Source organism: Streptomyces sp. DSM 42067 (assembly GCF_055792885.1).
In genome coordinates this window covers 4,865,484-4,884,688 of the sequence record NZ_CM147706.1, presented here as the reverse complement: position 1 = coordinate 4,884,688, position 19,205 = coordinate 4,865,484, and the positions used below count along the sequence as shown (strand labels likewise).

The window sequence follows — 19,205 nt, the reverse complement described above, 5'->3', positions numbered from 1 at the left end:
AGGGGCCAGGGAGGACGAGCCTGTGTCCTACCGGGGCAGCCGCCGGGGCGGGCGGCGGCTCGGTGCATGGCTGGCCGGGCTGCTGCTGCTCGGGGTGAGCGTGGTCGTCGGATGCCGGATCGCCGACACCGACGGCATCACGCCCGTGCCGCAGCTGCTCGCCTTCCTGCCGTGGCTGCTCGCCCCCACCGGCGCCGCCCTGCTGTTCGCGGCACTCGCACGATGGCGTACGGGACTGGTGTGGGGCGTCGTCGTCCTCGGCGCACTCGCCTGGTTCATCGAGCCGTACGGCCAGGCCACGCAGGCGCGCGGCACACCCGTCGCCGAGCTGCGTGTCATGACGTCCAACGTCGAGTTCGGGCAGGCGACCCGGTCGCTGATCGCGGCGGTGAAGCGCGAGCGCCCGGACGTCCTTTTCGTCCAGGAGTGCGATCCCGGCTGCTTGACGGCCCTCACCGAGGAGTTCGGCGACGATGGGGGTCCTTCCAATGCGCTTGAGTCAACGGGGGACTACCCGTACCGCCGGGCCGTCGAGGGATACGGGTCGGAGGGATCGGTCATCCTCAGCCGGTTCCCTCTCGAGTCCGCAGCGGGCGTCCCCGGCACCATGGGCATGCCCGGCGCGGTCGCCGATGTGAAGGGCCATCCCGTGCGGCTCCAGCTGGCGCACCCGATGCCGCCGGTCCCCCGCCAGATCGGCACCTGGCGCCGCGAGCTCGGCGCCCTGCGGGACTTCGCGGCCCGCGCCGGCGACGGGGCGACCGTCCTGGCCGGCGACTTCAACGCCTCCCAGGACCACACGGCCTTCCGCCGCATCCTCGACACCGGTCTCCGCGACAGCGCCCGCCTCGCCGGCGCCTCCCGCACCCCGACCTGGCCGGCCCGGACGTCTCCCCGGTTCGGTGTGCAGATCGACCACGTGCTGGTGTCGGAGGAGTTCTCCGTGCGCTCCGTACGGTTCCTGGACCTCGCCGACACCGATCACCGGGCCGTACTGGCGGATCTCACACTGCACCGCCGGGACGGTACGGAGGGCTGACGACGCCGGCACGTCGGTACGCCGGAAGGGGCGCCCCGGTCCGGGGCGCCCCCTCTTGCTTCTCAGACGTGCAGTCGTACCGCCGGTCAGATACCGATGTTGCAGCCGTCCTCGCGCCAGACCGCCACCACCGACGGGCGGACGATCTTGCCGGGGCCGTCGGGCCAGGCGCTCGCGGGGTTCTCGACGGAGGCGCCGTCGACCTCCCCCGGGTGCTGGACCGCGACGAGGACCCGGCGGTCCTGGATGATCGGGCCGCAGGTCTCCGCGCCGGTGGGCATCGTCAGGAACTGCTTGAGCTCACCGCGCCGCTCGCCGCGCGTCGCGACGCCGAACAGGCCGTCGTGCGTGCCGAGCGCGTTGCCGTCGGTGGAGATCCACAGGTTGCCGTAGGGGTCGAAGGCGACGTTGTCCGGGCAGGAGATCGGGGACACCTGGTCCTTGGGGAAGCCCGCGAAGTAGGTGGCCGGGTCGTTCGGGTCGCCGGCGACGAGGAACAGCGACCAGGCGAAGGTCGTCGACTCGGCGCGGTTGCGGGACTCGGTGAGCTCCAGGACCTGGCCGTGCTTGTTGAGGTTGCGCGGGTTGGCCTCGTCGGCCGGGGCCTTGCCGGCCTTGCCACGGTCGGTGTTGTTGGTGAGCGCGACGTACACCTTGCCGCTGTACGGGGACGGCTCGATGTCCTCGGGGCGGTCCATCTTGGTGGCGCCCACCTTGTCGGCGGCGAGCCGCGTGAAGACGTACACCTCCTCGGCGGTCATGCCCTCGACGTGCGAGACGGCGCCGTCGGGACCGGCCGTGGCCAGCGGAATCCACACGCCGCTGCCGTCGAACTCGCCGTCGGACGGCAGCTTGCCCGTGCCGTCGATCTCGGCCGCCGGGGAGTCACCGGTGAGCTTGGCGACGTAGAGCGTGCCCTCGTCGAGGAGGGTGAGGTTGTGCTCGTGCGCTGCGCGCGAGCCGCCCTTCGCCACCTGCTTGCTGGAGACGAACTTGTAGAAGTAGTCGAAGCGCTCGTCGTCGCCCATGTAGACGACGGGACGGCCGTCGTCGGTCAGGCGCGGCTGCGCGGCCTCGTGCTTGAAGCGGCCGAGCGCGGTGCGCTTGCGCGGGGTCGACTCCGGGTCGTACGGGTCGAGTTCGACGACCCAGCCGAAGCGGTTGGCCTCGTTCGGCTCCTTGGAGAGGTCGAAGCGGTCGTCGTACCGCTCCCACTTGCGCTCGGAGACGGCGGTCGTGACGCCGTACCGCTTGAGGCGGGCGACGGTGGTCGGGTCCGTCACCTTGTCGAAGCCGCCGAAGTACTGGTTGAAGTTCTCCTCGCCGTGCAGCGTGGTGCCCCACGGGGTCTCGCCGCCGGCGCAGTTGTTGAGCGTGCCGAGGACCTTGGTGCCGGTCGGGTCGGCGGTCGTACGGACGAGGGCGCTGCCCGCTGCCGGGCCGGTGAGGCGGAACTCGCTGGTGGCGGTGAGGCGGCGGTTGAGGCGGTGGCGCGGGACGGCGGTCAGCTTCCCGCTGCCGCGCTCCTCCTGCACGACCACGACGGACAGGCCGTGCGCGGCCCAGGCGACCTCGACCTGCTCACGGGTCGGGTTCGCGGCGTCGTAGCCCTCGAACATCAGGATCTCGTCCGTGTACTCGTGGTTGGCCACGAGGACCTGGCGGCCGTACTCGCCCCGCAGGGGCAGCAGGCTGAGGAAGTCGCAGTTGTAACCGAACTGGCCCGCCTGGGCCGCGGCGGTCTGCTTGTCCGGGTCGAAGGCGGGGGCGCCGCGCAGGATGGGCTCGCCCCAGCGGATCACGACGTTCTGCGCGTAGCCGTCCGGGACGGTGACGGCGTCGTTCTTGTTGGGCGCGACCGGCGTGAAGCGCAGGCCACGCGCACCCTTCGCGCTCGTACCGTTCCAGCCTTCGGTGGTCGTCGCGGCCGCGGCCTGCGGGGCACCCGCCCCCACGACCGCTCCCCCGGCGGCCGTGGCGACGGTCACGACGGCGGCGGCCCGCATCATGGACCGCCGGCTGAGCGCACCGGCTATGACATCGCCTACGTACTCGTTCTCGCTCGTGTTCGGCACCTCGTGAAAGCAGGCGTCACCACAGCGGAACCGGCAGGTCATGGCGGACCGTCCGCCCGCGTGCGAGGTGATGATCGGCAGCAGTTTGCGCACTGTCCCCTCCGTATGTGCACATGAACCGGCGCTCCCTGCGCCGACACGGACCGGAGTCCCCCCGGGCCCGCGTTGCTGCGTGCGGCGGCCGTCCGCCCTGCGCTGCCCGCGCCCATCTGGCTGATTCCGGTTGTTTCCGGCGTGACGTTAGGGGCGGAGGCCAGCAGAGTGACGGACTTCGGATGAACGCCGGGTGAACCCCGGGCGGACTCACGGGAGTTGGCGGCCCGGACGCCGTCGGCCACCCGCCCCTGGGAAGCCGCTGGAACGCTGGGCAGTGCGCGGAAGCCGCCCCTCCCCAAGATCGTCGAATACGGCGGCTACCCTTACGTGTCCTTCCTGGCCAGGAATTACGGGTACCAACTCATGCGAAGGGTTGCGCACATGGGCATTCTGAGTCTCCTGCGGAACGCGTTCGGACGGTCGCGCAAGGGGCGTGACGGGGACGCCGTCGGGGAGCAGGGGCCCTCGTCGGCTGCCTCGTCGGCCTCCTCGTCGGCCGTCGAGTCGTCTACGGCGACCAAGTCCTCGACGGCGACGGAGGTGAAGGTTCCCGCGCCCGCGAGCGAGCCGGAGCCGTCCGTGGTGGACGAGCTGGTGTCGCAGGCGTTCGACAAAGTGACGGTGCCGGGGGCGCGGGCCGCCTCGGCGACGCGGGAGCCTGAGGCTCCCGAGCCTGAGGCTGCGGCTGCGTCCGCGGCCGCGGCTCATGCCCCGAAGCCCGAGGCCGACGCTGCGGCCGTGGCTCCCGAGCCGGAACCCGAGGCCGAGCCCGCTGGCGTGGCTCCCACCCCGGAGCCCGAGGCCGAGCCCCTCGCCGTCGCGTCTGAGCCGGTGGTTGCTGTTGAGGCTCCCGAGCCAGCGCCTGAGGCCGAGGCTGCGGCGCCCTCGCCGGAGCCGGAGCCCGAGGCCACGGCTGCCGCGCCGGAGCCTGAGGCCGAGGTCACAGCTCCCGAGCTGACGCCGGAGTCTGTCGCCCCCGAGGCGGAGGCCGGGGCCGCGGCTCCCTCGGGAGAGGCGGAGGCCGAGGCCACGGCTGCCGCGCCGGAGCCTGAGGCCGAGGTCACGGCTCCCGAGGCTGTCGCCTCTGAGACGGAGCCGGGGGTCGAGCCGGTGGCTGTGGCTTCCGAGTCTGAGGCGGAGGCCGAACCGGCGGTTGTGGCTCCTGAGACGGAGCCGGAGGCCGAGGTTCTGGCCCCGGAGTCCGAGCCCGTCGCCGCCGAGCCTGAGCCCGAGATCGCGGCCGCCGAGCCCGTTGCCGAGCCCGTGGCTGAGGCGCCCGCCGCGGAGCCCGAGCCCGAGCCCGTGGCAGCAGAACCGGAGGCCGTGACCGCGGCTCCCGAGCCGGCGCCGGCGGTCGAGGTCCCGGCCGCTGTGGAGGCCGTGGCCGCCGAGCCTGAGCCGGAGATTGTGGCCGCCGAGCCCGTGACCTCGGCGCCGGCCCCCGAGCCCAAGCCCGAGTCCGTTGCCGAGGCGCCCACCCCGAAACCCGAGGTCGTGGCCGAGGCTGTGGCCGAGGCGCCCGCCCCGGAACCCAACGTCGTAGCCGAGGCGCCCGCGCAGGAGGCAGAGCCCGAGGCTCCCGCCCCCGAGCCCGAGGCCGAAGCCGCGAGCCCAGCCTCCGCCCAGGAAAGCCCGGCCCCCGCCGAACCGGCAGCCGCCACGGCCGAGGTAACCGCCGCCCCGCTCGAGGTAGCCGCCGCCCCGGCCGAAGGCCAAGCGCAGGCCCCCGCCCCCGCAACCCCCACCGCCAAGCCCGCCCTCTCCCTCGCCCGCGTCAAGGCGAAGGCGCCCGGGCTCGTGCCCGCGTACAAGGCCGCGGGTGCAGTGCTCGAGGAGCAGGGCCTGGTCGGCAGCCGGGCCCGGGTGTACCTCGTGCTGGACCGGTCCGGGTCCATGCGCGGGTACTACAAGGACGGCTCCGCGCAGAGCCTCGGCGAGCAGGTGCTGGCGCTGGCCACGCACCTCGACGCGGAGGCCACGGTGCACGTCGTGTTCTTCTCGACGGAGATCGACGGAACGGGCGAGCTCACCCCGGCCGCGTACGAGGGCCGCGTCGACGAGCTGCACGAGTCCCTCGGCCGGATGGGGCGTACCAGCTACCACCGCGCCGTGGAGGAGGTCGTCGCGGACTACGAGAAGTCGGGCTCCGAAGGCCCTGCCCTGGTGATCTTCCAGACGGACGGCCCGCCGGACACGAAGGGCGTGGCCACGCAGGCGCTGGCGGAAGCGGCGAAGCACCCGCTGTTCTTCCAGTTCGTCGCGTTCGGCGAGCACGACGCCAAGGGCTTCGACTACCTGCGCAAGCTCAAGGCCGACAACGCCGCGTTCTTCCACGCGGGCCCGACACCCCGCGAACTCACGGACGAGGAGCTGTACGAGGGCCTGCTCGCGGCCTGGCGTCCGTAGGGCACCAGGCACCCGAAGACCCGCTCCCCCAGGAGCAGCCGCACGACCCCGACGGGGCCCGGCCTTACGGTCGGGCCCCGTCCCCGTAGTCCTCGCCGTCCTCACCGCCCGTAATCGGTGTGAGTCGATCTTCACGGGACCAGTAGGATTTCGACCATGGCGGCCACTGGATCAGAGAAGCAGGGTGAGAAGGCGTTCTACGTCTCGACCCCCATTTACTACGTCAACGACGCTCCTCACCTGGGCCACGCCTATACGACCGTCGCAGGCGACGTGCTCTCGCGCTGGCACCGTCAGCGCGGCGAGAAGGTGTGGTTCCTCACCGGCACGGACGAGCACGGTCAGAAGATCATGCGCACCGCGGACGCGAACGGCGTAAGCCCGCAGGAGTGGTGCGACAAGCTCGTCGAGGAGGCCTGGAAGCCCCTCTGGGAGCACCTGGAGATCGCGAACGACGACTTCATCCGGACCACGGAGAAGCGGCACACGGACCGTGTGCAGGAGTTCGTCCAGGACCTGTACGACAAGGGCGAGATCTACAAGGGCGGGTACGAAGGCCCGTACTGCGTGGGCTGCGAGGAGTACAAGCTTCCGGGCGAGCTGCTGGACGGCGAGGGTGAATTCGCCGGGCAGAAGCTGTGCCCCGTCCACAAGAAGCCGGTGGAGATCCTCAAGGAGGAGAACTACTTCTTCAAGCTGAGCGAGTACGGCGAAAAGCTGCTCGCGCACTACGAGGCCAACCCGGACTTCATCCAGCCCGAGTCCGCGCGCAACGAGGTCCTGAACTTCGTGCGCCAGGGCCTGCAGGACCTCTCCATCTCCCGTTCCACCTTCGACTGGGGCATCCCGATCCCCTGGGACGAGAAGCACGTCATCTACGTGTGGATCGACGCGCTGCTGAACTACGCCACGGCGGTCGGCTACAACGAGAACCAGGCCAAGTTCGACGAGACCTTCCCGGCGAACGTCCACCTCGTCGGCAAGGACATCCTCCGCTTCCACGCGGTCATCTGGCCCGCGATGCTGATGGCGCAGGGACTGCCGCTGCCGGGCAAGGTCGCTGCCAACGGCTGGCTGATGGTCGGCGGCGAGAAGATGTCGAAGTCGAACCTGACCGGCATCAAGCCGCAGGATCTGACCTCGCACTTCGGCGTGGACGCGTACCGCTGGTACTTCCTGCGCGCGATCGCCTTCGGCCAGGACGGCTCGTTCTCCTGGGAGGACTTCTCCGCCCGCTACACGAGCGAGCTCGCCAACGACTACGGCAACCTGGCGTCGCGCGTGGCCGCGATGGTCGGCAAGTACTTCAGCGGCGAGCTGCCGGCCTCGGCGGCCGACGGCGAGGCGGAGACGGCGGTCCATGAGGGCCTGGCCAAGGCCGTCGCGGAGGCCGATCGGAAGATCGGCGAGGAGCTGGACTTCCAGGGCGGCATCCTGGCGATCTTCGACTTCGTCAAGCAGGTCAACGGCTACATCACGGAGCAGGAGCCGTGGAAGGTCGCCAAGGACACCAGTGACGAGGGCAAGGCCCGCCTGGCGACGATCCTCTACACGGCAGCGGAGTCCCTCCGCGCGGTGGCGGTCCTCCTCAACCCGATCATGCCGGACACCTCCCAGAAGCTCTGGGACTCCCTCGGCGCGGAGGCCTCCCTGGGCGCCCTCGCCGACCAGCGGCTCCAGGACGCGGCCACGTGGGGCGGCCTCCCGGCAGGCACGACGGTGACGAAGGGCGCGGTGCTGTTCCCGCGCCTGGAGGAGAAGCCGACGGCGTAACCGCACGTAGTACGCGCGCGGGCCCCGGAACCGTTTCGGTCCGGGGCCCGCTCCTTGGTGGCGATCAACCTGTCCGCGAAGTCGTGAACAAGACCGCGGGGATGAGCGCGAGGCCGACGAGCTGCGCCGGGCGGATCGGCGGGCCCGCGCCGTCGTCTGTGAGAAAGCTGTTCCTTTCTGATCACGTGTGCCGCTACAGTGACGCAGCTGTCGTAGAGGAACGTGAGGTTTCCGTTCATCGTCGGGGAGGCGAACGACAGCCCTTTCATCACTCTTGTGGGGGCACATGAAGATTCGCAGACGCCGCGTGCTCGCGGCACTGGCCACCGCCGTTGCCGTAGCGGCGGGCACGGCCACCGCGCCGGGCGCGACGGCGGCAGAACCCGTGACGTGGCAGGCCGCGGACGGCAAGCTGATGTTCGTCAACGGCGCACGCCACGTCCTGCAGACGCACCAGCTCGGCACCAGCACTTACACCGACTTCGTCGCCGACGGCTGGCAGCCGGCCTGGTCGCCCGACGGCAGCCGGGTCGCATACGTGAAGGACGGCCGGGTCGAGACCCGGCGGTACACCGGCTCCACCCTGGTCAAGATCCCTGAGAGGGACACTCCGAGAGGGGTGAACCATCCGACGTTCCTGTACTCCGGCCACACGATCGTCTACTCCGAAGGCGGCCGCCTCCGCTACGCCCCGTCGGACGGTTCCCGCTATGCCGAGCCGCTGTTCTCCACCGCGGAGGACGGCTGCGACCGCGAGCCGAGCGCGTCCGTCAACGGTCTGATCGCCTTCGTCCGCACCGGCGACACCTGCGGCTCGGCGACCGGGTCGGCGATCTGGCTCTACGACGACACCACCGGCGGCTTCACCAAGCTGACCGACAACGGCGACAACCCCGCGATCTCGCCCGACGGCACCCAGGTCGCCTTCGTGCGTGAGGCGGACGGCCTCAGCCGGCTGTTCGTCATCAACGTCGACGGCACGGGGGAGCGCCAGCTCACCTTCACCGACGCGGCGTACACCCCGGCGTGGTCCCCCAGCGGCACGCGCATCGCCGTCAACAACGGCTTCGACGAGGACGCGTCGAGCACCCGCATCGTGGACGTCGCCACCGGCGAGGTCACCCCGGTGCCGCAGCCGCCGGGCACCTCGTCGACCATCGACGTCGCCTGGCAGCCGCTGCGCAGCCAGAATGTCGCCCGGGTCTGGGGCGCCGACTCCTCGGCCACCAACGTGGCCGCGTCCCGCTGGACGTGGAACACGGTCGGCCAGAGCGAGCCCGGCCTGATCGACGCGAGGACGGCCGTCCTCATCAGCAAGGACAGCCCGTCCTACGCCCTGACCGGGCAGTCGCTCGCCGGCCAGAGGCAGGGCCCGCTGCTGATGACGTCGAAGACCTCTGTGTCGACCGCTGTTCAGACCGAGCTGAAGCGCACGCTGAAGCCCGGCGCCACGGTCTATCTGGTGGGTGGCACGGACATCCTCTCCAGCGCGGTGGCGAGCAAGGTCAGCTCACTCGGCTTCACGCCGAAGCGGCTGGCGGGGACCTCTCGTTACTCCACGTCCGTGGCGGTCGCCAAGGCCGTCACCAGCGCCCCGCAGTACGTGTTCCTCGCCACCGGCACCGACTACCACTCGGCGCTCGCGGCCTCCGCCGCGGCCGGGGCGCTCGGCTACGGCGGCAAGGGCACGGTCGTCCTCAACGACGGCAACAAGCTGACGTCGTCCGTGAAGTCGTACCTCAACTCGCTCGACCCCGACCAGACCATGGTCATCCCGGTCGGCTCCTCGGCGAAGTACGCGCTCACGCACACGTACCTCTCCAACTGGCCCGACACCTGGACGTACTTCCCGGTCAGCGGCACCGGCCACGACGGCACCTCCGTCGCGCTCGCCCAGCTCTGGTGGAGCTCCCCGTCCCAGGTGGGCCTGGCCTGGTCTGACAGCTGGCGCGGCGGCGTCTCCGCGAGCACCGGGATGCTCTACTACGGCCCGGTCCTGTGGACCGACGAGACCACACTGACGGAGACGGACGCGACCTACCTGCGCCAGCAGGCGGCCGGGGTCAATTCCGTCATCGCCTTCGGCGGGACCGGCTCGGTCTCCGCGGCCGAGCTGACCGCGGCGGGCTCCGCCATCAGCGCGGGCAGCTCGCTGGTGGACTACCACCCGTACTACAACGGTCTCGCCCCGGCGCAGCAGTCGGCGCTCTCGGCGCCCCGCGCCGCGAGCGACACCGGCACGGACGCGCCGCGGGCCGGGACCGCGGCACCGCAGCCGGACCTGGACGCGGTGCGGACCACGAACAGGTAGCGGACGGGCAGCACTGTCCGCCGGCCCCGGGCGTCACGTACGCCCGGGGCCGGTGCGCGTATGTGACGCCCGGGGCCGGCGCGTACGCGCCACCCTCTCGCAGCTGGCCCTGGCCTGGCTGCTCGCGAAGAAGCCCTACATCGTCCCGATCCCGGGCTCCCGCAACCCCGCCCGCGTCGCCCAGAACATCGCCGCCGCCGACCTCGTCCTCAACGCCGCCGACCTCGACCGCATCGCCGAGATCGCCCCCGAAGGCGGCATCGGCGGACGCCTGAGCTGACACCCATACCCGACCCGCGAGTGCCCCTGCCTCCTGGCAGGGGCACTCGCGATGACACCTCCGGTCAGGCTTGAGCCAGAGACGAACCGAGGCTGCGGTGACGGTGCCGTGGAAGACATAGGCCCGCTTGTCGAAGCGTGTCGCCTCAGCCCTGGAGTGCTTGAGCCGGTTGTTCGTGCGCTCGACCTCGTTGCGGCGCTTGTACATCTGCCGGGCGAACCAGCGGCTATGCCGTCCAAGCCCATGGCATGGTCGACCGACTACGGCTTCAAAGCGATCAATATCAGCTACGCCGCCGCACGGCCGTGGTCGTCACTCGCAGGCATGCGCACCGTGTGGTCACCGAAATCGGCGACCAGATCCAGCCTGCCACCGAGAGCTTCGACATAGCGAGCAATCACATCGAGAGTGGCAACCTCTCCATGCTCGATCTGAGACACACGCGCGATACTCACACCCATACGGGCGGCCACGTCCTTCTGAGCCAGCCCGTACTGCTTGCGGGCTTCGGCCAGTTGGTGGCCGCGCGCCTCTGCCAACAGACGGCGACTACCGGCCTTCACCTCAGCGGGGTCGACGCCGGCCGCGTACAGCTCCTGCTCCAGGCTCTCCCAATCGTGCGGGGCCTTCTTGGGCATGCCCACTCCTCAGTCCTCCGTGTCACCGGTGTAGTCGCTGTAGAGCTGTTCGGCCAACGGAATGTTGTCGCGGTACCAGCGGTCCCAGTTTCCAGCCTTGTCGCCCCCGAGCAAGAGGAGGGCCGAGCGCGTCGGGTCGAAGGCGAAGATGATCCGGATCTCGGACCGCCCACCCGATCCCGGTCTCAGCTCCTTGAGGTGATGCAGGTCCGAACCCTTCAGCCGATCCACGAGAGGACGGCCCAGGGTGGGGCCCGCTTCGCGTAACGCAGCGACGGCTTGCGCAACCTGGGTAGCGGAACCGAGATCATCCTTGATCAGCCGCCTGAACCAATCCGCGTACTCATCGGTTACCTTGATCGCCCAACCCAAGACGACCCCCTCTGCACCTCGAATTTAAGGCTTTCCTTAACCAACGAGCAAGTTGCACCACCGTTTCTCTCCACGGTGACGTCAAGCGGCAACGCGGTGTGCAGTGGATCCGTGGGTGTCAGCGGAACCGGCGCCAGCCAATCCGGCGGCCATTCAAGACCGCGCACGGAGCCAGTCGGCAAGCGGAGGGAAATCGACGTCGGTAAGGCCTTTGTGCGGGTCTACGCGGTGAAGTAGCGACGGTGCTTGGTGTTGCACGGAGACCCATAGGCGATCCATATCGCTGATCTCGTCGTCGACCCAGATGAACGGGCGGCGGCCGGCCCACTGGACAAGGTGGCGGGTCTTCCAGTGCAGGCCGCGTGGACCATCGTCAGTGGATGCTTCAGGCCACTCCACGACAGGGAGGCTCGAAAGCCCGAGCAGTGGGGCGATGATCTCGTTCGCGTCGCCCATCCAGGTGGTGGCCCACACCAGGTCGCAGCCCAGTGCCATCAAAAGCGGTCCCAAGGCCGGGTCGAGTCGCCCAAGCAATGGGTTTCCTTGATCAGGGAGCACCTCCGAGCCGGGGGCAGGGAACTGGACCCGGCTGGACGACGGCCCAAACGGGATGAGCGGTCCGTCGACGTCGAGGAATAGGATGGGGCGCTCCAGTGGGCCGGTCACGACCGCACGATAGCTCCAAGGACGTCCTACGGTCAGGCGGCTCAGTCGGTCAGGTCGACCCGTACCGTCAGCAGGTTCGTGCCGACCGCCCGGACCGCTGCGCTGTTCAGTCGCGGCAGGCTCTTGAGCCGCGCCCTGGCGTCGTCCTCGGGCACGAGGTGCGCAGTGCCCGCGTGCCACTTGCCCATGATCCGGACCCGGACCCTCGGGTCGGCCTGGATGTTCCGTACGTACTGCGACTTCTCTCCGTACTCCGATACGAGCCAGAACTCACGCCCAATGCGGCGGCCGCCGAGCGGTGTCCGCCGGGGCAGACCGGACTTGCGCCCCGTCGTTTCCAGGACCGTCTGGATCGGCAGCCGCCTGGTGATGGGGTTGGCGATGTGCCTCTGAACCCATGTGACGGCACGGAACTTGTTCTCGTCGAAGCGCGACACTGGTGGCTCTCCCGTTCGTCCGAAGCCCTGCGGTTCGGTCTTCCCCGCCAGTGTGCGGGATACCGCAGCCGGCCCGCCGACCGGGCTAGTCGTCCGTTATCGGCACATGCTGGTACGCCCGCGGATCTGGAGCAGTAGGGCCGCCAGTCCGTCATGGCTGACGGTGATTATTCGGGCGGGGTCGTCGCTTTCGCGGAGGAGCAGCGAGTCGTCGCCGTGGGCCAGTTCCACGCACTCGTTGCCGTCCGCGCCGCCAGAGAAGGACGACTTCTGCCACTCGGTCACGTCTTACAGCTCCTTCGCCAGACGGTGGATGTAGTCCCGCGACTGCGCGGGTTCAAGAGACGCCGACTCCACCTTACGGAAAAGTGTTCGCATTGACTGGAGTTGAGCAGCAGCATCCAGAAAGGCAGAGCCGTACGGTGTGTCCCTCTGAACGGTATCCAGCGCGGGAACGCGCCCGCCCGCGTAGACGAGAGCTGAACTGGCCCCGGCGAAGCCGTCTACGTCGAATGGGATCACGCGAACACTAGTGCTGGAGCGCTCCGACTCGCGAAGGATTTCGTCGAGCTGGGCGCGGGCAACGCGCCGATCCGCGACGCGTGTGCGCAGCACAGACTCGTGCAGCACAGCCAAGTACGTGGGCGCCCCCTCTCGGGCAAGGGCTGCCCTGCGGCGCATTCGGTGCTCCACCCTCGGCTCTAGTTCGCTCTCCGGGAGTTCCGGTCGCCAGTACGCGAATACCGCACGCGCGTAGTCCTCAGTCTGCAACAGTCCCGGGACGTGCGCGGTACCGATCGCCTGGATGAACGTGGCGTGGTGCTCAAGCTCCGCCAGGTCCAGGAAGGCAGGGGGAAGCACCCCGCGGTAGTCCTCCCACCAGCCGCGCGTACGGTCACTGGCCATCGCCACCAGCGCCTCGATCAACTCCTGGTCTGCACAGGCACAGTGGGCGGCCAGCCTGCGTAGGCGCTCCTCGCCGATAGCCGAGTTGCCAGCCTCCATCTGACTCATCTGCGCAGAGGTGGCCCCCAGGACGCCCGCCACGTCTCGAGCCGAAAGGCCTGCAGCTTCCCGGAGTTTGCGCAGCTCAGCACCAAGGCGGACCTGACGAGCGGTTGGCTGGGTCCTCGCTGTCATGCAGTCCCTGTCTCCTCAACCGGCGTGCCTGCTTGTGGCGTTGGACAACTCATTCGGGTGTCAGAGTAGGGGAACCGCTTGCGCGGGGGAAAATTTTCACCGTACCGTCGGTGACGCGACGCACACAGTGCGGCACCACCGGGACCCCGGAAGCGCACCGCCCCGTCATGCCGTGACGGCCGCGGCATTGCCACCGCCCGCCGAACGCCGCGCAGCCCACTCCCCCTCCTCCACCCGTCACCGGAGATCTCGTATGCCTGAAAACGACGACGAACCGTGGGAGTACACGCTCTACGTCCCCCACGACCCCCGTGCCGTCACCATCTGCCGCCGCACCCTGCGCCTCGTCCTCGCCCTCCACCAGCTCCCCCAGCTCACCGAAGCCGCCGAGCTGGTGGCCAGTGAGCTGGTCAGTAACGCCGTGCTGCACACCAAGGGGCCCGCCGCCATACGGCTTCGCTGGGCGCGGGGCGTCCTGCGCGTAGGCGTCTGGGATGCGGACCCGCGCCCACCGGAGCCCGCGCCCACACCACCCGCGGTCACGGACGCGGACGCCGAGGGAGGCCGCGGCCTCAGCCTCGTCCGGGCCCGGTCCGCCGACTGGGGCTGGTACCCGCTCACCGGCACCGGCAAGTACGTCTGGTGCGAGCTCGTCGGCGCATAGAGCGCGCCTCACCCCGTCGGCCCGGCGGGCGTGCGCACCCCCGGCCGTCCTTCCATGCTGGCTACGGGGGCAGAGGCACGAAGAAGCCGTAGGAAACCGAAGAAGCGGAGACCTCATGAGGCTTGTCGTCGATCTCAACCGGTGCCAGGGGTACGCGCAGTGCGCCTTTCTCGCCCCCGATGTGTTCACGATGCACGGTGACGAGGCGCTGATGTACGACCCTCAGCCCGACGACGTGCAGCGCGAGCACGTGCTGCGAGCGGCGGAGGCGTGTCCGGTGAAGGCCATCACCGTGGAGGGCGGGGACGTCACCGCCTCGGTTCCGGCGCGAGCGGGTGCCACCTATGCCACTTGACGGATACCTTCAGAGGCTGAGGCGCGAGGGCCACATCGTCGTCGTGGGTGCCTCGCTGGCCGGGCTGCGGGCCGCCGAGACGCTCCGCGAGGAGGGCTTCAGCGGGACGCTGACCATGATCGGTGACGAGCCCCACGAGCCGTACGACCGGCCGCCGCTGTCCAAGCAGGTGCTGCTGGGCAAGGTGCCGCCCGACCACACGGCGCTGCCCCGCCGCCGCGCGATCGACGCGGACTGGCGGCTCGGCACCGCGGCCACCGGTCTCGACATGGGGGCCAAGCGGGTGCACCTCGCCGACGGCACCGCGGTCGAGTACGACCGGCTGCTGATCGCCACCGGCGTACGGGCCCGTCCGTGGCCGAACGAGCTGGAGGCCGACCTCGACGGGGTCTTCGTCCTGCGCACCGTGGACGACGCCGCCCGCCTGCACCACCGGCTGAAGGCCGGGCCCCGCCGGGTGCTCGTCATCGGAGCCGGATTCACCGGCTCCGAGATCGCCTCCGCCTGCCGCGAGCAGCAGCTGCCCGTCACGGTCGCCGAGCGCGGCCCGGCACCGCTGGTGGGTGCGCTGGGCGCCGTGATCGGGGAGGTGGCCGCGGAACTGCAGCGCGAGCACGGCGTCGACCTGCGGTGCGGTGTGCAGGTCACCGGGCTGGAGGGGGACCCGGCGGGACGTCTGCGGTGCGCCCATCTCTCGGACGGGTCCACGGTCGAGGCGGACATCGCCGTCGTGTCGCTGGGGGCCACTCGTAACACCGAGTGGCTCGCCGGGTCCGGGCTGGGTGCGGGCCCTCGCGGGATCGCCTGCGACGCCGGCTGCCGCGCCTTCGACGTACGGGGCATCGTGACCGACGACGTCTTCGTCGCCGGGGACGTCGCCCGCTCCCCGCACCCGCTGTTCGGCTACCAGTTCCTCTCCCTCGAGCACTGGGGCAACGCGGTCGCGCAGGCCGAGGTCGCGGCCCACAACATGATCAACTCCAGTGCGGACCGACGCCCCCACGTGTGGACGCCGTCCTTCTGGTCCGCCCAGTTCGGCGTGAACATCAAGTCGGTCGGCGTCCCGCCCATGGGCCAGGAGATCACCGTCACCCAGGGGTCACTCGCCGACCGCCGCTTCACCGCGGTCTACGGCTTCCAGGGCCGCATGATCGCCGCCGTCACGTTCGACCAGGCGAAATGGCTGGAGTTCTACCAGCGGCAGATCGAGCAGGCCGCGCCGTTCCCGCCCCCGTACCCCAGCGTCGACCGGCGGCCGGACGGGATGCGGCCGGTATCGGCCGGCTTCCCGGACCCCTCGCTGCCCACGCACGGCCCGACCGTCACCCTCAGCGGCCACTCACCGACCGACCGGCGCGTCTCGTTCACGCCGATGCGCGCGTGACCCGCCCAGGATGCCCGCACGGACGTACGGACGACCTCAACGTACGGACGACCTCGACGTACGGACGACCTCGACGTACGGACGGCCACCGGCCGAAGCACCCGCGACTTGAGAAGGGACCCGCCATGACGTCGGTCGCACTCCTGCGCCAGATCACCGACTACGCCAACCGGGCCGACCCGTACCCCCTGTACGCCGAACTCCGCAAAACCCCGGTGGTGCAGGACGAGGAGGGCCCCTATCTCGTCAGCACGTACTGGGAGATCAAGGAGCTGCTCCATGATCCGCGGATCAGCTCGGACGCCCGCAACCTGAGCCCGGACGCTCCCATGGGTCCGGCCCAGGACGAGGACCCCAACCTGCCGCCGACCTTCCTCAGGCTCGACCCTCCCGAGCACGACCGGCTGCGTGGACTGGCGAACCGGCCGTTCGGGCCTCCGCACAGCCCCCGGCGCGTGCACGACATGCGCAGCGAGCTCGGCGAGATCGTCTCCGAGCTCATCGACGGGCTCGGGGACCGGCAGGGAGGGGACGGGATCGACCTCGTGGACACCTTCGCGTACCCGTTCCCCGTCACCGTGATCTGCAGGCTGCTCGGCGTCCCCCGCGAGGACGAGGCACATTTCCACGAATGGGCCGACACGATCGCCGCCAGCCTCGACCCGGTCTCGGGAGAGGACCGCGAAGCGCGGATGCAGACCACCCGGAAGGCACGGGCCGACCTCGCCGTCTACCTCGCCGGCCTGATCGAGGAGCGCCGCAAGGCTCCCCGCGACGACATGCTCTCCGCCATGGCCGCAGGTCACGGTCCGGACGGTCAGCTGTCGCCCGTGGAGATGATCAGCACCGCGGCTCTGCTGCTGATCGCCGGGCACGAGACCACCGTCAACCTCATCACCAACGGGATGCTCACGCTGCTGCGCAACCCGGAGGTCCTGCAGCGGCTGCGCGACGACCCCGGCCTCGCCGTGCCGCTCGTGGAGGAGCTGCTGCGGTACGAGCCGCCCGTTCAACTGCTTCCGCAGCGCACCACGCTGACCGATATCGAGGTCGGCGGGACGATCATCCCCAAGGGCGCCTCACTGTGGCTGCTGCTCGCGTCCGGCAACCGGGACCCCCAGCGCTTCCCGGACCCCGACCGGTTCATCCCCAACCGGACCGACAACCAGCACCTGGGCCTCGGCAGCGGCATCCACAGCTGTTTCGGCGCGCCTCTCGCCCGGCTCGAGGCACAACTCGCCCTGACGGAGCTCGTCCGCCGGCTCGACAAACCCCGTCTGCTCGAGGATCCGCCCGAGTACCGCCAGAACGCGGTCCTCAGGGGTCCCCGGCATCTGAACATCGCCTTCGACGGCATCAAGTAGCACCCACACGGCATCAAGTAACACCCAAGTAGCACTCAAGTAGCAGCTGTCGTGCGGTCGGGTCGGCGGAAGGAGGCCCAGAGCACGTAACCGCTCAGGGCCAGCACCCAGACGGGGAAGACGAGTTCGGACCAGGGGACGCTGCTGATGACGAACATCAGCACCAGTGCGGCGACGGCCCCCAGCCACTTCAGCCAGCGCGGGAACAGTCCGAGATGGTGCCCGATCACCGTGGTGGACACGGTGAACACCGCTGCCATACGCATCGCGTAGTCCCTCAGCAGTGAGAGGCTGAGGTGACGCCCGAGCTCCCACGACTGCTGCTCGCTCGGCGGAGGGGAGACACCGCCCCCTCCTGTGAGGCCGTCGACGCCGACGGCGAGTCCGAAGAGCATGGCGGCGAACAGCAGCCCGCTGCCCACAAGAAGCGTGTCGAAGAACCTGTCCTCCCCACCGTGCCCGACGTAGTCCCGTACCGCGCCCATGAACCAGAGAAAGAAGATCCCGGCGAAGGGCACCAGGCCGAGTGCGGTTTTCAGCGCGTTGCGGTGGTCCTCATCGGCGAGCCAGTCGGCTGCGCTGTCCGCATCCACGGGGATCGCGATACGGACCAGCACCAGGGCGGTACCCAGCAGCAGCGCGAACAGGACGCCGGCGACGCCCGCTGCGCGCGGCGTCCGCAGCACCCTTGCCGGCTCCGTTTTCGCGCTCTGCATGAGCCCTCCTCCCGGCGGCCACCGCTCCACGACCACCGCGGTGCGCCGCCGGGTCCCATCGTGCCGACCGGCGGCGTGATCGGCGGCCCGGCCGCACTCGCCGCTGAGACGATCACTCCCATGGCCCCAGACGGGACCCAGCCGCGGGGGCGGCGGCCACATGCCGAGCGCGACGGCGATGGCCGCCGCCCCCCTGATGTGGCCGCCGCCCCCTGTGGCCGCCGCCCCCTGTGGCCGCCGCCCCCTCACCGCATGAAGTCCCGCACAGCCGCCGCGATGGTCTCCTCGTCCAGGCCGTCGTCGGCGAGGCCGTCGCCGGCCAGGCCGTCGTCGTTCAGCCCACCACCGCCCAGTCCGCCACCGCCCAGTCCGCCGTCTTCCGTGCCGCGGTCTTCCGTGCCGGTCTCCGAGCCGCGGTCTTCCGTGCCGGTCTCCGAGCCGCCGGCCGGGGCGGCGCTCAGACCGTCGTCCTCGTCCTCACGGTCACCCGACCCACCGTCGTCGCGGCCGGTGCCGACCGGCTTGTCGTCGCGGTCGGTCCCCAGCGCGAGCAGGCGGTGGGGTACGTGGAGCAGGGCTTCGGCGACGTAGTGAGAGGAAGTGCCGCGGGCGCAGGGCTCGACCAGGACCACGTTCGGCTGGTCGGCGGCAAGAACCTCCGTACGGAGGCCGGCCGAGTCGAAGGGGCGGATGGTGGCCGTGTAGAGCACGGCGAGATCGAGCCCGGCCGTGGCGCGCAGCACTGGGTCGAGCAGAGGACCGACCGCGACCACCACGCCGGAGCGGCCCTCGCGGACCGTCTCGAAGCCGCGGCCGTCGCCGAGGCCGCGCGGCTCGGAGTTGGACCGCGGTGACACATGGATGTAGGCGCGTTCGCCGCGGTCGACGGAGTCCAGGACCACACGGCGCACCTCGTCGGGGTGGCCGGGGACATGAACGGTCCAGCCGGACCGGGAGCAGAACATCGTCAGTACGTCCGAGGCGCCGTAGCCGAAAAGAAGGTTGCCGCCCGTGTCCCCGGCCGTCGGGGTGATGGCTCCGTCCGGCCCGGGGCCGGCGTCCATCAGCTCCCGGACCGTTCCGGTTAAGGCGCGCAGCATGTCGGAGTGCACGAGGGCGTCCTCCTTGCAAGTGGGGGGTTGCGGGGTGCGGCGGGATCGATTCGACGCGCTAAGAAAGCGTCAATAAATAGGCATGGACGAATGCAGTATTCGATTACGGCTCGGCACCGGCAGGTACCCGCTCACAAATCTCTCCCCGCCCCCATGCCTCGGCCCAGAGCTCACCCCGCACCAAGTGTTGAAAGTTTTACAACGCGAAAGAATGGTTGACGGTTCTTTAGTATGTCAAGGCATACCCGACGTGTCTCCGGGACGGCCGGGCCCGAGTCGCCGTGACTGCTTCACCAGCCGGGCGCCTGGCCGCGGAGCTCGCGGCCAGCGACTATTCGAAGCCCCTGTCAACGGTTTCGAAGGCTTCTCGAATTCTG

The 19,205-nt window shown here is 70.1% G+C and carries 18 protein-coding genes and 1 pseudogene; 9 read left to right on the top strand and 10 right to left on the bottom strand.

Annotated features, from left to right (window positions below):
- The first annotated feature begins 22 nt into the window (after positions 1-22).
- The gene (locus ACSMXV_RS22390) at positions 23-1,039 is read left to right on the top strand and encodes an endonuclease/exonuclease/phosphatase family protein (RefSeq protein WP_473179033.1); all 1,017 of its coding nucleotides are present in this window, start codon (positions 23-25) and stop codon (positions 1,037-1,039) included.
- Between the two features lie 86 nt (positions 1,040-1,125).
- Here ACSMXV_RS22390 and ACSMXV_RS22385 read toward each other — a convergent pair whose 3' ends face one another.
- Positions 1,126-3,207: a PhoX family protein gene (locus ACSMXV_RS22385; protein WP_473173098.1), complete on the bottom strand. Its 2,082-nt coding sequence runs from the start codon at positions 3,205-3,207 to the stop codon at positions 1,126-1,128.
- 384 nt (positions 3,208-3,591) lie between these two features.
- Here ACSMXV_RS22385 and ACSMXV_RS22380 point away from each other — a divergent pair, with 384 nt between their 5' ends.
- From ACSMXV_RS22380 to ACSMXV_RS22365, 4 genes are all read left to right on the top strand, one after another.
- A complete protein-coding gene (locus ACSMXV_RS22380; protein WP_473173097.1) occupies positions 3,592-5,616 on the top strand; it encodes a VWA domain-containing protein in 2,025 nt (674 codons plus the stop codon).
- Positions 5,617-5,772: 156 nt separating this feature from the next.
- The gene (gene metG, locus ACSMXV_RS22375; RefSeq protein ID WP_473173096.1) at positions 5,773-7,389 is read left to right on the top strand and encodes a methionine--tRNA ligase; all 1,617 of its coding nucleotides are present in this window, start codon (positions 5,773-5,775) and stop codon (positions 7,387-7,389) included.
- A gap of 286 nt (positions 7,390-7,675) precedes the next feature.
- Positions 7,676-9,700: a cell wall-binding repeat-containing protein gene (locus ACSMXV_RS22370; RefSeq protein ID WP_473173095.1), complete on the top strand. Its 2,025-nt coding sequence runs from the start codon at positions 7,676-7,678 to the stop codon at positions 9,698-9,700.
- A 52-nt stretch (positions 9,701-9,752) separates the two neighbouring features.
- Complete coding sequence (locus ACSMXV_RS22365; protein ID WP_473173094.1) at positions 9,753-9,980, top strand: aldo/keto reductase; 228 nt, start codon at positions 9,753-9,755, stop codon at positions 9,978-9,980.
- A gap of 69 nt (positions 9,981-10,049) precedes the next feature.
- Here the strand turns inward: ACSMXV_RS22365 and ACSMXV_RS22360 are convergent.
- The 7 genes and pseudogenes from ACSMXV_RS22360 to ACSMXV_RS22330 form a co-directional block, all read right to left on the bottom strand.
- Positions 10,050-10,184, bottom strand: a pseudogene (locus ACSMXV_RS22360) (IS5/IS1182 family transposase); the annotation flags it as partial.
- Positions 10,185-10,267: 83 nt separating this feature from the next.
- Positions 10,268-10,618: a helix-turn-helix domain-containing protein gene (locus ACSMXV_RS22355; protein ID WP_473173093.1), complete on the bottom strand. Its 351-nt coding sequence runs from the start codon at positions 10,616-10,618 to the stop codon at positions 10,268-10,270.
- 9 nt (positions 10,619-10,627) lie between these two features.
- Positions 10,628-10,990 carry a type II toxin-antitoxin system RelE/ParE family toxin gene (locus ACSMXV_RS22350; RefSeq protein ID WP_473173092.1) on the bottom strand — a complete coding sequence of 121 codons (363 nt, stop codon included), beginning with the start codon at positions 10,988-10,990 and terminating at the stop codon, positions 10,628-10,630.
- Between the two features lie 153 nt (positions 10,991-11,143).
- On the bottom strand, positions 11,144-11,656 hold the full coding sequence (locus ACSMXV_RS22345; protein WP_473173091.1) for an HAD domain-containing protein: 513 nt from the start codon (positions 11,654-11,656) through the stop codon (positions 11,144-11,146).
- A gap of 41 nt (positions 11,657-11,697) precedes the next feature.
- A complete protein-coding gene (locus tag ACSMXV_RS22340) occupies positions 11,698-12,093 on the bottom strand; it encodes a nitroreductase/quinone reductase family protein (RefSeq protein ID WP_473173090.1) in 396 nt (131 codons plus the stop codon).
- Positions 12,094-12,189: 96 nt separating this feature from the next.
- The gene (locus ACSMXV_RS22335) at positions 12,190-12,378 is read right to left on the bottom strand and encodes a DUF397 domain-containing protein (RefSeq protein ID WP_473173089.1); all 189 of its coding nucleotides are present in this window, start codon (positions 12,376-12,378) and stop codon (positions 12,190-12,192) included.
- A 3-nt stretch (positions 12,379-12,381) separates the two neighbouring features.
- Positions 12,382-13,233, bottom strand: a complete 852-nt coding sequence (locus ACSMXV_RS22330; RefSeq protein ID WP_473173088.1) for a helix-turn-helix domain-containing protein — start codon at positions 13,231-13,233, stop codon at positions 12,382-12,384.
- A 253-nt stretch (positions 13,234-13,486) separates the two neighbouring features.
- Between ACSMXV_RS22330 and ACSMXV_RS22325 the strand changes: the two genes are divergently transcribed.
- The 4 genes from ACSMXV_RS22325 (at position 13,487) to ACSMXV_RS22310 (ending at position 17,000) form a co-directional block, all read left to right on the top strand.
- A complete protein-coding gene (locus ACSMXV_RS22325) occupies positions 13,487-13,897 on the top strand; it encodes an ATP-binding protein (protein ID WP_473173087.1) in 411 nt (136 codons plus the stop codon).
- A gap of 115 nt (positions 13,898-14,012) precedes the next feature.
- Entirely contained in the window at positions 14,013-14,252 is a 240-nt protein-coding gene (locus ACSMXV_RS22320) for a ferredoxin (protein WP_473173086.1), read from the top strand.
- On the top strand, positions 14,242-15,636 hold the full coding sequence (locus ACSMXV_RS22315; protein WP_473173085.1) for an NAD(P)/FAD-dependent oxidoreductase: 1,395 nt from the start codon (positions 14,242-14,244) through the stop codon (positions 15,634-15,636). Before ACSMXV_RS22320 ends, ACSMXV_RS22315 begins: the two co-directional genes overlap by 11 nt.
- Positions 15,637-15,761: 125 nt before the next feature.
- Positions 15,762-17,000: a cytochrome P450 gene (locus ACSMXV_RS22310; protein WP_473173084.1), complete on the top strand. Its 1,239-nt coding sequence runs from the start codon at positions 15,762-15,764 to the stop codon at positions 16,998-17,000.
- Between the two features lie 35 nt (positions 17,001-17,035).
- Here the strand turns inward: ACSMXV_RS22310 and ACSMXV_RS22305 are convergent, their stop codons facing one another.
- Together ACSMXV_RS22305 and ACSMXV_RS22300 are read right to left on the bottom strand one after the other, a co-directional pair.
- Positions 17,036-17,716: a hypothetical protein gene (locus ACSMXV_RS22305; protein WP_473173083.1), complete on the bottom strand. Its 681-nt coding sequence runs from the start codon at positions 17,714-17,716 to the stop codon at positions 17,036-17,038.
- A gap of 245 nt (positions 17,717-17,961) precedes the next feature.
- Entirely contained in the window at positions 17,962-18,828 is an 867-nt protein-coding gene (locus ACSMXV_RS22300; protein ID WP_473173082.1) for a hypothetical protein, read from the bottom strand.
- Between the last annotated feature and the right edge of the window lie 377 nt (positions 18,829-19,205).